Below are 15,577 nucleotides of genomic sequence, written 5' to 3'. Positions count from 1 at the left end.
AGGGATAATGAGGAGAAAAAGACAAAGTGAAGCGTACAAAATGAAGGTAGTTGAAGAGGCCCTACAAGGGGGCAACTTTAGTCATACAGCGAGAAAACATGATCTGAATCCCGAATCGGTAAGGGTCTGGGTGAGAGAATACCGTGACTCATTAGCAGTTGAGAAGAAGGAAGTTGCTGAAGGTCCAATCCCGGAAGAAGATTATGAGTTAAAGTACAACAGAGCTATGAAGATTTTAGGTGAGAAGGAGGTCGAACTAGAGATCTTGCGTGAGCTCTTAAAAATGCCCAACCCCGCTTATCCGAAAAGATAGCCATTGCCAACATGTTTATTAAGCGGGGACACGAGGCATCATGGGTACTCTCTATCGTTGGTGTCGCAGCATCGACATACTACGACCGAATAAAAAGGACGGACAACCAGAAGTCTTCAAACACAAAAGCATGGGCTACAGAGCCAACTCAAAAACGTGGTCGTCCCATCCCAGGCTATTCCTACACGAAGGCTGGAGAAAAGGTTTGTGACGCACAAATCGAAGAATGGCTGCTGGAGCTCATTGCAGGCGAGGAACATATTTACGGCTACGAAAAACTAGCTGTGAGCCTTTGGAATCAACACGACCTGGTCATCAACGACAAGAAAGTATATCGGCTCTGTAAAGAGCTAGATATCCTGCAGCCGCAGAGGGTCAGCCGTCCCAAGTATCCACGAAAGCTCGCAGCTAATCATGAGATTCATGCACCGAACCAGTTATGGCAATGCGATATTAAATATGGTCATATTGCTGGACTAGATCGATTCTTTTTTATCTTAAGCTACATTGATGTATTTGGATCCATTGTGGCACAATACCGTGGTCCAACCTGTGAAGGGAAGCATGTCGTACAAGCTCTTAAGGAGGCACTGAAGACACGCAAGCTTGATCCTAAAAAAGATGGAAAAGGACCTATCATCCGAACGGATAACGGCCCACAGTATATCAGTAACGTGTTTGGTGATGTGCGAGGAGTTCCATATTCATCACGAGAGGATCCCGCCAAAATCGCCGAATATGAATGCTTACATTGAATCTTATCATAGCCAGTTGGAGCGAGATCTTTTGCAAAAAAATGAGTATGAAACGTTTGCAGATGCCTACGAAGCGATAGACCGATACTTAGACTTTTATAACAACCGACGTTTGCATCGTAGTATTTTTATGCTATCACCGACATGCTTCTTTCAAGCTTGGCGACAAAACCAAATACAGCCGATGGTGATTAAACTGTAACCGGGTTTTGAATTCTGGAGCATTTACTCGAAATAAAGTGCAAGCGTAAGAACGACTATTGAATTCCAATTAAAACTCCAAAATTAAGGGGTCAAACCGGTTGCTGTGCGTTTAGCCAGCTACGAGAAATCCCAACCCGTAAACGTCTTTTCCTCTTCCAGTATCCAAAAAGGTATTAATTCATTTAATTTCATGATTCGCTGTACCCCTCTCACATTTTCATACAATCATGTGGATTAGGTGCAGATAACTGATAACAATTACATATTAAGCCCGATACATTCTGTTATCAGCATGTATATAACTGCACCGGGCAATTACCGAATTTTATCATCATCGCTTATTCCTCGCTTTTGAAAAAGTAAGTACGAATTTACAATAACTACACCAGTACTCATTACTTGAAAATATTTTCATGAACAGATCATCCAAGTACTCGTCCTTATGATTCAAGATAAAATGTACAGTCCTTTGTGACTACGAAATATAGACTAGTAACCCTCCTCTATTGAGTGGTCTATTGGCACCGTCTATTCTTCGAGGAATATGCCGAATCTTCTTAGTATTTTAGCACATTCGAGTAGACAAGAAATCAACAACTCAACTATTTTTTTCACTTTACAACTCAATCAAAAGAAGATCAACAAAAGAAGATCAACTGCGTTAGAATAATAAAAAACACAGCATAATCATGATGTATTTGATGCACGCAAACTCTTATTCGGAAAATACCAATCAACATTGCGTTGTTAGTTTGTTAATATTATGATATTTATTTAAATGTATGTAAAATATAAATACTATAAAAAACCTAAAGTGAAAAATATAATTAATATTTGTAAATATTAGGTTGACTAAAAGTATTACTCATAGTACTATCGTGAAGACCGGTCGAATTGAAAAAAGGAGGCATTTATGTTTTTTAATACCAAAAGAATGATATCTATTACTTGTAGCTTATTTCTATTAACGTTATTGGCAATGCAATCACCAATTTCTAATGCACAAGAGGGAAACACTATGGAATTGGACACTGGTACAGAGTTTAAATTGTTAAATGTTAATAAGGTTCCAAAGCCAAAATTAACTGATGAAACGTCTAAGAAAGCTAGATTAGAAAGTCTTATGGAAGAGGCGCATAGAATCTGGGCAGAGGAAATGGATATGTCTGCAGTAAATAATTTTCTACGTGAAAATGACTGCATAATACTTACTCCTGAAAAAAGTGATTCTATTGGGACAGTTTCTACTTCAAACAGTGATGTAACTATGGGTTTACCTTCTGTAGGTTACGAAACGTGGTCTGGCTATTATTTTGTAACTGGAACTATGCAATGGAAAAAAATAGGTACATCAACACAACCAAGGTGGTACAACGATTTTATGGGTGCTGGTGACGCTGAAGTTGTACTGTTAAGTTTAGGTGATGGGAAAAATAAAAATTTCAAAAATAAGGGATATTCATTGAGTATAAGGGATAAAAGTGGAGTCTCATCAAGTATTATGAATGCAGAAGCATGGGATAATAGTGGTGTAATTTGGAGACCTCAAGATAGTTTTTCTGGAAGTACAACTATTGGGAATGCAAATTATAACATTGATAGTTACTTTGCTACACTGTATGTTGAATATTTGGGATCAGAAACGAACATACCCGTTTTTAGTCAATATAGTCATACGTGGAAAAACACGAATATTACGGGGTTCTCATTTTATTCGAATGGTTTATCCGTATCATTTGCAGACAGTGCTTATGGATGGAAAGCATCTTCAAATCCAAAATATTTTAATTAATTATTAATCATAGGAGGGATACATTGAATTATAAAATGAAGAAGTTTTCTTTAGTTACAATATCTTTATGTTTGCTTTTAGCTTTAGTTGTTCATCTACCAGTTTCAAATGCACAAGAGTCAGTAACAAAAAAAATGGATAATGGTATTATCTTTAAGTCGTTGGCTGCTGATAAGCTACCAGAACCAAAGATAAAAGATGAAAAATTAAAAAAAGCTAGGGTAAACACTCTGATGCAAGAAGCTCATAGAATATGGGCTGATGAAAATAATATGTCGGCGGTTAATGATTTTTTACGCGCTAATGGCTGTATTATACTCACTCCTGAGAAAAGTAAAGTAATAGGCAACGTATCATCCTTACAAGATGATGTTACAATGGGTCTACCAGGTATAGCTTATGAAACTTGGTCAGGATATTACATTATCACAGGAACAATGCAATGGAAAAAAATAGGAACTACCACTAACCCGCGATGGATGAATGATTTTGATGGCGGAGCAGGTGATGCAGATGTTGTTTTATTAAGTATCGGGGATGGTCAAAATGCTAATTTCAAAAACAAAGGATACTCTTTAAGCATCAAAAACAAAAATGGAGTTTCTGTCCATGTCCCTAATGCAGAATCGTGGGATAAAAGTGGTGTAATTTGGAGACCACAAGATCAATTCACTTCAGATGTTAATGGATTGAATAAAAATTATAATTTAGATAGTTATTTTGCTACTTTGTCTCTAGAAGTTATTGGAGGAACGGCCGTTAATCTTCCTGTATTCAATCAATATGGACACACTTGGAAAAAAACTGCTATAAGTGGTTTTGGCTTTTTTTCTAATGGTCTAACGCTATCTTATGCAGATAGTAGTTATGGTTGGAAAGCGATTTCGGGACCTAAATATTATAATTAGTCTTTAAATAAATTCAACCCCCTTCTATACTTTAATTTTAATTAAGGAGGGGGTTGTAAAATTCTATAGGAGTAGTACATGAGATATATGAAATTTAGATATTGCATATTAATAATGTCCCTAGTATTAACGAGTTTATTATGTTTTTATTTATTTGACATTTTTAAGGTGAAACAAGAAAAAGTACCTATCATAGCCATAATTGATACAGGGTTGGACATAAGGAATAAAAAAATGATTAGAGTAATGAAGAGTGGGTATAACGCTATTAATCCCACTGATAGTATAAATGATGATAATGGACACGGTACATTAATGGCGAATATAATAATGAATTTAACTGATAAGAAAATTCAGATACTTGCTATAAAAGCATTTGACTCGCTTGGAAATGGAAAAACTAACAATATTGAAACCGCTCTTAAATATATTATAAAAGAAGAGGTTGACATCATTTTATTTAGTTCTTCTTTTTCATATCTTCCTGAAACAACGCGTTCTCTAATATCAGAAGCAAATAATAAGGATATAATAGTAGTTGCTGCAGCAGGAAATAATAATACGGATGTTTCTTATCCCGCTAGATTCCCAGAAGTTATAGCTGTCGGTGCATCGGACAACAGCGCTAGAGCCAATTATTCTAATTATGGATATGGTTTAGAATTTTTAGCTCAAGGTAATTTAGGGACGGCGATTCCAAGAGGACATGAGAATCGCAATGTTGAAGGTTCTTCAATATCAGCAGCGAGGGTCACGGCATTAATTTCAAATTTATTAGCAAATGAGAATTTTAAAGTGGGGAATGATAATATCAGGTCATTTCTTTTAGGAGCTATAAGGGAAAAGAATAACGAGTGGAGTTTCGAAAAGGGACTTGGAGTTTTATCTGATAATAAAGTGGATAGTAAAAATTCACAACGGTATTTATCAATTGAAAACGGCGATTCTTTTCCTGTAAACACTATATTACCTGTAAAAATAGGTAATTTTGAAAAATATAGTATAACTGTCCCGATAGACGGAGAGTTGAAAATACTGGTCTCTGATTATGAAAAATTTAATTTGAGTCTCTATGACGAAAAAAAAAATAGGGTGTCGCATAATTATGGTAAATACTTAGTTGAAAAAGGAGAATATTTTTTAGAAATAAGAACCAAAACTCCGAATAAGCCGGTTAATACACAATTATTAATTGATCTAACTCTTATAAAGGATAAATATGAATTTAACAATACTATTGATAAAGCATTCAGTTTGAATGGTGTAAACTTTCCTTTGACACTAAATTTTGACGAAGTTGCAGATACTGATTTTTTTAATATAACGACTAAAAAAAATATTATTGAAATAACAGTAAATCCAATATGGGGGTATTGTGATATATCTATTTCATTATATGATACTAATGAGTTTAAATTACTTGAAATCGATGATAATGGTATAAATGAAGTGGAAAAATTAAAGTATAAGACAGTTCCAGGAAATTACTATATTCAGATAGAAAATAAACTGAAATCGGATGAGAGTTCATATTCGATAATTGGGAGTTGGTAAGTAATGAGGTTTAGACTTGTGCTTATGTTAATAACTATTATTGTATTGCTGTCTGGATGCAATGAACAAGAATTAGATGTTAATCAAGTTATGAAGGACTCAAAAATTCAATACGAATATATTATTCATACTAAAGAAATTCCAGAACGCAATTTAGCTTTAGTTTTTTATAAGCAACAAGAAATGTATGGATTAGGGTTATTAGAGAAGAAAAATAGTTGGAAATGGTTAGTGGGCTCTACAAAACCTATTGAGGAATTAGAGATGTCTATGGTATATAACAATCTCGACCAAAAAGCACCTATGGCATTTGGAGTAATAAATAATTTATCCATAGATAGTGTTAAGATTGAAATTAAAGGTGAAAAAAAAATAGCTGAAATTATAGAAACACCGGATGAAAAAAGATTATGGTATGTATTATTTGATGAACCGCAAAATCCACCAATAGAGGTTTATGGATACGATAAAAATGGAGAAATAGTGTTCTCAACTGCATCTTAATTGATAACACTAACTTGAATATTGAACCTCTTCCGCTTCAACCAGCCTTCATCCGTAGAGATATACGTAATATCCGAAAGCCATTTCTCGCACGGTTTACTTGTTTCAAAATTTTGATTCAGAAGATTATCCGCTACAGGCAGATTATGATTAGAGTTCGTTGTAGCCTTATATTTCTTGACCACTTTCGATCGGATACCGTTTGTCTGCATGAGGCGAGCCACACGGCCTCGACTAGCTTTTTGGTCGGGCGGTAGATTCGCGGAGACCCGTAGATCCTGTGGCTTTTTATGTGAATGTCTCGTATCGTATCGAGTAGCTTTGATTTTCCACGCTACGGTTGCTCTCTGGACGTTTGATGAAAGCATAGTAGCCGCTTCTAGAGACGTTAAGAGCCTTGCACATCTTTGCAATCCGAAATTCGAAGCGGTGTTCATAGATGAACTTTAACGTGTTTATTTCAGACTTTTCGCAAAGTAGGCTGCCGCCTATTTTGGAATTCCATTTTCTTCCTTTAGATCAGCGAGTTGCTTGCGCAGCTTACGGATTTCTTCATCTTCGGGCTTCAACTTACCGCTGCCTGGAAAGGCACTATCCCCGTCACGCCCATGACTCTTAATCCAGTCCCTTACCGTGGTATAGTGAACGCCAATCTCCTTGGCGGTTTCCCCCACCGTTGTTTCTTTTGCCAAGATACGCAGGACGACCTGCTTCTTAGACGCTTTGTCGTATTTCTTCCCTTGTCCCATTGTGAATCCCTCCATCTTTTATTATAGAGGTTTTCTCTGTGGCCATCTATTCGGGGTAAGGTCAAATTACGGCTTTGTTGAGTTTCTTTTGCCGTTCTCATTTTTATTTCCCCCAAAGTACAATTAAACTGTATAATTTTTTCTATATTATACTATAACTCCCTTGCGAAAGTGAAAGAATGAAGAGGTGAAGCTAATGCAAATCATCGATTTAACTCGAGATGATAATGGAAAGATGGAATAGGTCGCTCGCTTGCTGCTTGAAGGATTCACGGAGGCTTGGAATGAGTGGGAAGAGTGCATGGCTGAAGTAGAAGAATCCTTGCACGAAGAACGGATCAGCCGAATTGCTGTGGATGATGATGGAAGGGTTGTCGGCTGGATATCAGGGGCAAGCAATTATGGCGGAAACGTTTGGGGTCTGCACCCCTTAATCGTACATAAGGATTATCAAGGACAGGGAATCGGGAGAGCATTGGTTTATGATATTGAAAGCTGCGTAAGAGAAAACAGGGGCATTACCGTATATCTTGGGACGGACGATGAGAACGATGACACCACTCTTTTTGGAGGCCACTGAAAAAGTTCCTAGTTCAATTAAACGAGTCCTATCTCGATTTCTAGAGGTAGGGCTCGTTGTTTTTATTGTATAATAATTGTACTAATTTCAGGTGGTGTTCTCGATAATTTCGAACCAACAATCGCTAAGCCTCAGCCCATTTATGGCTATCTACGATATCGTTGTGCCTAAAGTTAATATGCTTCGTCAAATTAATGAACTTGTGGACTTCTCTTTTGTGCTCGAAGATTTGCAGAATAAATATTGTCTCAATAACGGTCGCAATGCAGTACCACCTATTCGTATGTTCAAATATTTATTGCTCAAATTGATCTTTGATTTATCCGATTTTGATGTCATAGAACGTTCAAAATACGATATGTCTTTTAGATATTTTTTGGACATGGCGCCAGAAGATGCGGTCATCAATTCAAGTTCATTAACGAAATTCCGCAAGCTCCGTCTTCAATATATTGAGTTTATTGGACATGCTCATTCAAAAGACCGTTGAGATTGCACTGGAGAAAGAATTAATTAAAAGCAAATCAATTGTCGTAGACGCAACGCATACAAAAGCACGTTATAAACAAAAGTTATCGAAAGAAATTTTAATGGAGAAGTCTAAGCTAGTACGAAAAGCTGTTTATCAAATTGATGAAAAAATGAAAGGGATATTCCCACCGAAAACGACGACGAATGAATTAGATGTTGAAATAGATTACTGTCGTAAAGTCATTGAAACGGTTGAAGCAGAAGAAACTATTCGCGAATACCCGAATGTAAAAGCGAAACTGAACGTCTTAAAGGAAATCGTCGAAGATCATCACGAACAACTTCGATACTCGAAAGATCCAAACGCTAGAGTAGGCCATAAAACAGCCGATTCCGCTTTCTTTGGATATAAAACACATATCGCAATGAATGAAGAACGCATTATTACAGCTGCGGTAATAACAAAAGAAGAAAAAAGTGACGGGAAACAACTTCAAACCTTAATTGAAAAAAGTCGTAAAACAGGGATTGAATTCAATACCGTGATTGGAGATACGGCTTATTCTAAAAAGGATAATATTCAGTTTGCAAACCAAAACCAATTACAACTAATGGCTGAATTAAATCCCAATATTACACAAGGGATTCGAAAAAAAGAGGATGAATTTGAATTTAATAAAGATGCTGGAATGTATGTATGTAAAGCGGGTCATCTGGAAATTCGTAAAGCACGTACAGGTTAAAAAGGCATTAATAAAAATCAAAAAGATACATATCTCTTAGGCCCCCTAATTAAACTGGAGTCCTCCCAACCAATAAACTAAAACTAGGACAAGGGAGATGATCTGTTATGGGAGGAAGAAGAGTTAGTGAAGAAGTACAGTTAAGAGTAGTTCGAGAGGTGCTTGCAGGTGTTAAGGTGGGGGTGTTAGCCCGCATGTATAATGTTCATCCTGAAACGATCCGTGTTTGGGTAAGGGAGCATCGAGATACGATTCCTCGAGAAGAAATACCGACATCAGACGAACATTTGCAAGAGCTTAAACGACTGCAAGAAATTGAGGAGAAGTATGCAATGGCAATGAAGCTCTTAGGTGAAAAGAACTCGAGAATGAAATCTTACGTGAACTGGTAAAAAAGAGAAACCCGCTTATCCGAAAAGTATGAAGTAGCCGACCAGTTCATTAAGCGGGGAGAATCAGCAGCGCAGGTTCTAAGGACTTTGGGTCTAGCCATATCTTCTTACTACGATCGAAAAAAACGTGCCTCATGCCCAGCAGAACCAGCGTCAGACTGCCGAAAAGGACGTCCTCAACCAGGTTATTCATGGACAGAAACAGGTTCGGAGATTACGGATGAACAGATCAAAGAATGGCTGATGGAGCTCGTTGAGGGTGAGGAACACGTTTACGATTACAAGCTGCTTGCGCGGTGTCTGCGTAATGATCGCAAACTAGTGCTTAACAAGAAGAAATCTTACCGTTTGTGCGAGGAGCTGGGGATTCTACAGAAACAGCGTGAATGTAAGAGCAAACATCCGCGTAGGCTGCCGAAAAACCGAACCGTTACCGCTCCCAACCAATTGTGGCAGATGGACAGTAAATACGGTTACGTCATTGGATGTGAACGTTTCTTTTTTGTGCTCAGCATTATTGATGTATTTGATCGTGTTGTCGTTAACCAGTATAGAGGGGCTGTATGCGAGGCCAAACACGCCGTACAAACCCTTTGTCATGCACTCAAACAGCGTGTAAAACCAGGAGAAAAACTCCCCGTTATTCGTACCGATAACGGGCCCCAATTCGTTAGCAAACTATTTGGTGATACGTGTGAAAGTCTAGATATGACTCATGAACGAATACCGCCAAGGAGTCCTAATATGAATGCCTACATCGAGTCTTTCCATAGCCTGCTGGAACGTGATCTGTTCACCAAAATGGATTTCATGAGTTTTGAAGAAGCGTATGAAGAGCTTGACAAGTACATGGAGTTTTACAATAACCGTAAAATGCACGGAAGCTTGAAATTGATGCCTCCAACGAAATTCACCGAATGGGTTTTGACTCTGGAGGATCGAAGTATGTTCCATAAAGCCATGTAAAAGGCAGAAAAAACAAGCTTAGCTACGTAAAGTTGTTTTTTGGTTGGAAGTACTCCAGATTTAAGGGGTCTAGCCGCGGGCAATTACCGAATGTAAGCATCATGGTTAATACCTCGCTTTTGAACTGTAGATTTTCAAGAAAAATAAAGTCTTAGACTGCCGGTGAATTATTGAACTATTTTTCCTCGTTAGCTCAATAATTAACTTTTCCATGTACCGTCTGCTTTTGTTACTTGCCATTTACCTTTTTTGTTTTCAACAATGACTTTTGTTCCGATAGCTCCGTCACCAGCTCTGTACTTAGAGCCTTCAACAACAATTTACTTATTTGAAATCTCAGTCTTTTCGACTCGTAACAAAACGCCATTTAGAACCAAAGTCTCGGGGTCAAGTAACCCTTTGGCTTCTAGTTGCTCATAAGTCGCTTCCATTACTTCAACATTGTATTTATCAAAATGCGCTAGAATTTGTTCTTTATCTGTTTCATCAAGGTCTTTAAAGTTACTCATGTCAATGGCAATATATTTCATATCACCATTTAAACCATCATCAATTGGCATATACGCATCTAAAGCCAAGCTATACAGTTCTCCCATATCTTTTGTGGACTTGGTGTTCGAACATGCAGTAGCTAACATAATACAGAATAAAGCAAGACATAACGACAATTTTGTAATTCTCATTTCCATCCTCCCTAACTCATCAGACGAAAAAAATCGATCATTGTTTCAAACTTGTTCTTATTATTATTTTCCCAATCTCCAATAACGCCTTACTCCGCTATCTTGCCAGTTGGCTGAACAAGGAGATTTTTTAATTAAAATGCAGTTTCCATACATAAGAAGGTAATCTGCACAAAAAAAGCGCAGAGCTGTTGGTTTCAACTCCGCGCTTTTTTGGTTATGCGGTCATCTTTTCTTCAACTTTTCGAGCTAGTCTTAATGCACCCTTTTTTTCAACTTTTCGGGCTAGTTTTAATGCACCTTGATCGATATATTTCATATAGTAATGCGACAAAATAAATAAGGGCACCATGGAAACGGTAAACGTAATTGCATAGGCAAGATTATAACTAAAATGATGAATCACTTTACTAAACAGGAACGCGGAGAACGTATTTAGGAAAGTGAAATGAATGAGGTAAAGGGAAAATGAAATCTGTCCCAAATAAGAAAACGGTTTCCATCCAAACACATGCTGCAGCGCTTTTAAACGAAGCAGAGCAAACAATATCATAGCAGAACCTAGGGTTCGTGCAAGAAGCCGCGGATCGATGTTAAATTGAATCCAATCATTGATATTTTTTGTCCACACCTCTATGGGTTCGTACATAGTCCCTATTAATGGAGTATAAGGCGCCGAACCTAAGTAAATCCCCATTAAAAGCACAAGCACTACCGTTATTTTACTTTGGACCCATTTGTGCTTGAGCAAATCGGCAAGCAGCATTCCCCACAAAAAAGCGACAAAATAGGTTTGGATAAACGCAATGGATAAGACCACATACACAATCCATCTTTGTTTCACTCGTCCAAATAAAGCAAGAAAACCAAAAATTAAAAAAGAACCTAATAGCTCATAGCTCATTGTCCAAAGGACTGGATTGTAAGGATGTGCTTTAAAGCGGAAAAACGGATCAAAAATAGCAGCCTTGATAACGGTATATATATTTGTATCTAGATCATAGTAGTTCTTTTTCATATCCGTCCATGTTGTTCCCCATATTTCCTGGAGATAAAAGGCATTTGTAATAATTGCTAGATACACAAGCAATACGGATACCGCTGCCGGCACGGCAAGCCGAATGTACCTTCGTATGGCGCTGGAATGCAACAATTTTTGAAAGGTCTCACTATCGAGCTCTTTTTCAAACATTTTGACACTGAGCACATAACCGCTTAGCACAAAAAACAAACAAACGGCAAACTGTCCATTATAAAATAAATTAATCGGAGAATGTCCGTACCAGATATCCCATTTAAAATGAGCTTGTTGCGGTCTTCCATTTAATGCAGCTGGATAAAATACTTGAATGTAGTGCGAAATAACCACGGCAAATGCCGCGAGTCCCCTGATGCCATCCAAATAGAATAGCTTTCTTTCGGATGTCTCTTTATTCATTTTTACCCTTCTTTCATGAACAAAACTAGTATACGGTTATTGAAACGTCCTTTGGCTTAATAGAGATAACCTAAAAGATCTAGTTCACCCTCGACCCAATCGATCTTTCCTACTTTTTTAATCATTAATTCATCCAATTGTTCTAATCCTATACCAGTTGTAATCTGAGTTTCATTATCAATTTTTACCCATTTACATTTGTTCTTTACTGGCCTATATCCATTTCTCAAATACAAGGTCATGTTATCTGCAAATAAAAGGATAAAATCAATATTTCGTCCCACAGAAAACTTATCAATCTCTAAAAGCAAAGTGGAACCTACACCTTGCGAGCGAGCGTTTGGCGAAACGCACAAATCAATTACGCCGAGTACCCTTACTGGCTTCCCGTTTAAATTCATTACTCGATAATCTAATCCAACCTGTCCTATGAGCTGATTCTCTTGATTAAAAGCTAGAAATCTAAATTGCGGTAATTGCTTAAAATAAATTCTATCCCTAGGATATAAAAATGGGAAACTATCGGTTAATAATTGTTGTATACTTGCTTCTAATTCATTACCTATACCATATTCAAATACTTTGTCTATTTTCAAAATCACTTCTCCAATACGTGTATATTTGTTTTAACTTGGCGATATCTCCGTCAACAATCATATTTTCTGATTCATAATAGGACTGCTGCCCGTTAAAGAATTAGACTGAGAAAATAAAGGATTAGACTGGTAACCCCTTTTTAAAAATTGTTCACTTTTCCATTGGCTTTCCATATCTCACTAAAACATGCCAGAGTAATTTTAATTCTTGCAAAACTTCTTTGTAGGTTCCTCTATCGCTCCAATTACTTGGATTTCGTTTCAAGTCCATAGCTGCCGAGCCAATCATATTTACATCAATAAAATCATATTGCGCAATTCTTTTGGCTAGTGAAGGCATCGTAGGACCTCTAAAATCCATAGGAACCTCATCAACCAAAAGTGTAAAGCCCATGTGCCAGTAAAGATCAACGGAATACTTTAAACATATCTGTTCTAAGATTCGTCCAGTATGGGTGCCTTTAAATGATGGATCGGCAACAAGCATCTTTACGTGTTCTTTAAGAAAAATGTCACCATGCACTTGAGCTTCGATATAGTGGTTAAGATTTCGGTTCGGCTCTTTGTTTGATGGATTTTGGAATGGTTTCTCAAGATTGACGAGCATATGGTCGATTAACTTTCGAACTGTCAGATTTCTTTCGCCAATGGCAAAATCACTATAGAACGCATCCTTCATGAGAGCAGCCAAAATGAGGTCAAATGCCTCATACGTCCCTTTTTCAGTGGGGTCTTGGTGAGAATCCAAATAAGTATAAGTGCAGCGATGAGAGACCTCAGTGGATAAAAGGAAATAGCATGATCCAAAACGTGGTGCAGGCCCATCGGGATGTAACATGACATTGAGTGCCCCATACTTGGGCCGTTCGCTATTGGTTGAGCCATTTATTTGGTACGCTCCGCCAAACATTTTATTCTCCCAAACGTCACGTTCGCCACCCGAAAATGCTGATACACTTCCATTCGATAGGAAAGTCTCAAACTGGCTTTTATAAATCCCCTGCTCAAGCAGTGCTTCAGCAACGCTTTTCATGGTCGGGTCTAATCTATCTGGGTGAAAGTGTAGAGCAATACTTGCGTGAGATTTTAGTTTAGTGATAGCATCTTCATATGTCTTCAGCTCGATGTTGGACATTCGAAGGATTTCCCTAATTGTTTGCTCCACTTCATTTTTGCGGCTTCTTGCGTATTTTGTTATATACTCTTGAGCTAATTGCTGAGACCTCGATAATTCCATGGGCAGAAGGGTCCTTTCCTTTTTTATAGAATCATAATATATGATGGACAGTAAGGGAAATTCCAGATAAAGTTATTAAATTCTTCTGACAATTGAATCCTATATTTTTTCTATATTATACAATAACTCCCTTGCAAAGTTGGAAGAATGATGAGGTGCTGTGGATGCAAATCGTTGATTTAACTCGTGACGCTAAAGGGAAGATGGAAGAGGTTGCTCGCTTGCTGCTCGAAGGATTTACGGAGTCTTGGAATGAATGGGACGAGTGCTTGGAGGAAGCAGAAGAATCGTTGCAGGAAGAACGAATAAGCAGAATCGCGGTAAATGATGAAGGAAGGGTTGTCGGCTGGATAAGCGGGGTAAGCAATTATGGCGGCAACGTTTGGGAGCTCCACCCGCTAGTCGTACATAAGGATTATCAAGGGCAGGGAGTCGGTAAAGCGTTGGTTTATGATTTTGAAAGCCGGTAAAGGAAAAGGGCGGCATCACCGTATATCTCGGGACAGACGATGAGAGCGGCGGGACCACTCTTTTTGGACAAGAGCTTTATCCTGACGTACTGGGTAACCTGAAGCAGATTCAAAATATAAGCAACCATCCGTTTGGCTTCTATAAGAAGCTTGGTTATGAAGTTGTAGGGGTACTGCCTGATGCTAACGGCTTTGGGAAGCCGGATATTTTTATGGCGAAGCGCGTAAAGTGAACTCTGTATATTTCTTTGCGGAAATATAACCGTGGAGCCTTATCGGCTGTTCTGGTCTAATAAGCCGGATGATCTGGAGCGCACGCTGGATGAGGAATAAGGAGATGGAGGGATTAACATGTTAGCTGTCATTACGCAAGTTGCTAATGGGCACACCGTTCGTTTCGAGCGCCGTCTGAAGCATCCAGTCGAGAAGGTCTGGTCTATGCTGACAGAAAACGATAAGCTGGCAAAATGGTTCTCCGAGCTGCGGGTCGACGACCTGCGCGAAGGCGGTATTATTAAGTTCGATATGCAGGACGGTACGTTTGAAGAGATGGAAATCCTCGAGCTTAAGGAGCATTCCGTATTGGAGTATACATGGGGCGAGGATCAAGTCCGGTTTGAATTGTACCCGGAGCCGAAAGGCTGCCGCTTGGTTCTAATCGAGAAAGTGTCTAAAATAACAGCCCATACGCCAAGAGATATTGCCGGCTGGGACGTATGCCTGGATGTCATCGAAGCGCTGCTTGAAGGCAGGACAATCGAATCACGCAAAGACGTTTGGAAAATCAAATACGACAAGTATGTACAAGCCTTTGAAAATTTGCCTCAAGCGTAGATTGAACCATTGAATCAGCAAGCAGCTTGAATGACTTGGATGTGAGTAAAATAATAGGTGCGATTTTTATATTTATATTGGCTGGATTAGCGGAAATAGGCGGAGGTTATCTCGTGTGGTTATGGCTCCGTGAAGGAAAGCCGCTCTACTGGGGAATCTTTGGAGGAGCGGCATTAGCGTTATATGGCGTTATTGCTACGTTTCAATCCTTTCCATCGTTCGGAAGAGTCTATGCGGCATACGGCGGGGTGTTTATCGCGCTTGCTGTCCTATGGGGATGGCTCGTTGATAAAAAAACACCGGATTTGTATGACTGGATCGGCGCCGGCATTTGTCTAATCGGGGTTTCGGTCATTCTTTGGGCGCCGCGGCATTAAAAAACGTGCAG

The 15,577-nt window shown here is 38.5% G+C and carries 17 protein-coding genes and 2 pseudogenes; 14 read left to right on the top strand and 5 right to left on the bottom strand.

From position 1 onward, the window contains the following. Positions 1-7 precede the first annotated feature (7 nt). The 7 genes from A7975_RS16635 (at position 8) to A7975_RS16610 (ending at position 6,030) form a co-directional block, all read left to right on the top strand. Positions 8-313, top strand: a complete 306-nt coding sequence (locus A7975_RS16635) for a transposase (protein WP_065385810.1) — start codon at positions 8-10, stop codon at positions 311-313. Between the two features lie 11 nt (positions 314-324). Beyond that, on the top strand, positions 325-1,068 hold the full coding sequence (locus A7975_RS16630; protein WP_082198226.1) for a DDE-type integrase/transposase/recombinase: 744 nt from the start codon (positions 325-327) through the stop codon (positions 1,066-1,068). Further along, positions 998-1,270: an integrase core domain-containing protein gene (locus A7975_RS35475; RefSeq protein ID WP_369688925.1), complete on the top strand. Its 273-nt coding sequence runs from the start codon at positions 998-1,000 to the stop codon at positions 1,268-1,270. Before A7975_RS16630 ends, A7975_RS35475 begins: the two co-directional genes overlap by 71 nt. Positions 1,271-2,185: 915 nt before the next feature. Further along, the gene (locus A7975_RS16625; RefSeq protein WP_065385809.1) at positions 2,186-3,064 is read left to right on the top strand and encodes a hypothetical protein; all 879 of its coding nucleotides are present in this window, start codon (positions 2,186-2,188) and stop codon (positions 3,062-3,064) included. Between the two features lie 23 nt (positions 3,065-3,087). Next, positions 3,088-3,972, top strand: a complete 885-nt coding sequence (locus A7975_RS16620; protein WP_065385808.1) for a hypothetical protein — start codon at positions 3,088-3,090, stop codon at positions 3,970-3,972. A 78-nt stretch (positions 3,973-4,050) separates the two neighbouring features. Further along, positions 4,051-5,526: a S8 family peptidase gene (locus A7975_RS16615; protein ID WP_065385807.1), complete on the top strand. Its 1,476-nt coding sequence runs from the start codon at positions 4,051-4,053 to the stop codon at positions 5,524-5,526. A gap of 3 nt (positions 5,527-5,529) precedes the next feature. Next, a complete protein-coding gene (locus A7975_RS16610) occupies positions 5,530-6,030 on the top strand; it encodes a hypothetical protein (RefSeq protein WP_065385806.1) in 501 nt (166 codons plus the stop codon). A 488-nt stretch (positions 6,031-6,518) separates the two neighbouring features. Here the strand turns inward: A7975_RS16610 and A7975_RS16600 are convergent, their stop codons facing one another. Then, positions 6,519-6,779 (bottom strand): transposase, encoded by a 261-nt coding sequence (locus tag A7975_RS16600; protein ID WP_065385804.1) that lies wholly within the window; start codon positions 6,777-6,779, stop codon positions 6,519-6,521. A 253-nt stretch (positions 6,780-7,032) separates the two neighbouring features. On the opposite strand from A7975_RS16600, the gene A7975_RS16595 reads away from it, so the two are divergent. The 4 genes and pseudogenes from A7975_RS16595 to A7975_RS16580 form a co-directional block, all read left to right on the top strand. Then, positions 7,033-7,359 carry a GNAT family N-acetyltransferase gene (locus A7975_RS16595; protein ID WP_065385803.1) on the top strand — a complete coding sequence of 109 codons (327 nt, stop codon included), beginning with the start codon at positions 7,033-7,035 and terminating at the stop codon, positions 7,357-7,359. A 103-nt stretch (positions 7,360-7,462) separates the two neighbouring features. After that, positions 7,463-8,570 (top strand): annotated as a pseudogene (locus A7975_RS16590) (transposase); the annotation flags it as partial. Between the two features lie 110 nt (positions 8,571-8,680). Then, positions 8,681-8,965: a transposase gene (locus A7975_RS16585; protein ID WP_065385802.1), complete on the top strand. Its 285-nt coding sequence runs from the start codon at positions 8,681-8,683 to the stop codon at positions 8,963-8,965. Between the two features lie 30 nt (positions 8,966-8,995). Further along, positions 8,996-9,931: pseudogene (locus A7975_RS16580) on the top strand (IS3 family transposase); the annotation flags it as partial. Between the two features lie 320 nt (positions 9,932-10,251). Here A7975_RS16580 and A7975_RS16575 read toward each other — a convergent pair. The 4 genes from A7975_RS16575 to A7975_RS16560 all read right to left on the bottom strand — a co-directional run bounded on the left by A7975_RS16575 (position 10,252) and on the right by A7975_RS16560 (position 13,885). Beyond that, on the bottom strand, positions 10,252-10,614 hold the full coding sequence (locus A7975_RS16575) for a hypothetical protein (RefSeq protein WP_082198222.1): 363 nt from the start codon (positions 10,612-10,614) through the stop codon (positions 10,252-10,254). Positions 10,615-10,831: 217 nt separating this feature from the next. Next, positions 10,832-12,052 carry an acyltransferase family protein gene (locus tag A7975_RS16570; protein ID WP_065385800.1) on the bottom strand — a complete coding sequence of 407 codons (1,221 nt, stop codon included), beginning with the start codon at positions 12,050-12,052 and terminating at the stop codon, positions 10,832-10,834. Between the two features lie 56 nt (positions 12,053-12,108). Continuing rightward, entirely contained in the window at positions 12,109-12,654 is a 546-nt protein-coding gene (locus tag A7975_RS16565; protein ID WP_255314298.1) for a GNAT family N-acetyltransferase, read from the bottom strand. A 145-nt stretch (positions 12,655-12,799) separates the two neighbouring features. Continuing rightward, positions 12,800-13,885, bottom strand: a complete 1,086-nt coding sequence (locus A7975_RS16560; RefSeq protein ID WP_065385798.1) for a DUF3626 domain-containing protein — start codon at positions 13,883-13,885, stop codon at positions 12,800-12,802. Between the two features lie 164 nt (positions 13,886-14,049). On the opposite strand from A7975_RS16560, the gene A7975_RS34560 reads away from it, so the two are divergent. From A7975_RS34560 to A7975_RS16545, 3 genes are all read left to right on the top strand, one after another. Then, on the top strand, positions 14,050-14,355 hold the full coding sequence (locus A7975_RS34560) for a GNAT family N-acetyltransferase (RefSeq protein WP_218061017.1): 306 nt from the start codon (positions 14,050-14,052) through the stop codon (positions 14,353-14,355). Positions 14,356-14,706: 351 nt separating this feature from the next. Next, the gene (locus A7975_RS16550) at positions 14,707-15,189 is read left to right on the top strand and encodes an SRPBCC family protein (protein WP_065385797.1); all 483 of its coding nucleotides are present in this window, start codon (positions 14,707-14,709) and stop codon (positions 15,187-15,189) included. 50 nt (positions 15,190-15,239) lie between these two features. Next, positions 15,240-15,566, top strand: coding sequence for a YnfA family protein (locus tag A7975_RS16545; protein WP_053377448.1), 327 nt, complete (start codon positions 15,240-15,242; stop codon positions 15,564-15,566). Positions 15,567-15,577: the final 11 nt, after the last annotated feature.

Origin of the sequence: Bacillus sp. FJAT-26390 (assembly GCF_001682865.1) — a bacterium.
Classification (GTDB): Bacteria; Bacillota; Bacilli; order Paenibacillales; family Paenibacillaceae; genus Pristimantibacillus.
Note: the sequence above shows the minus strand (reverse complement) of the source record. Positions and strands in the feature narration are given on the sequence as shown.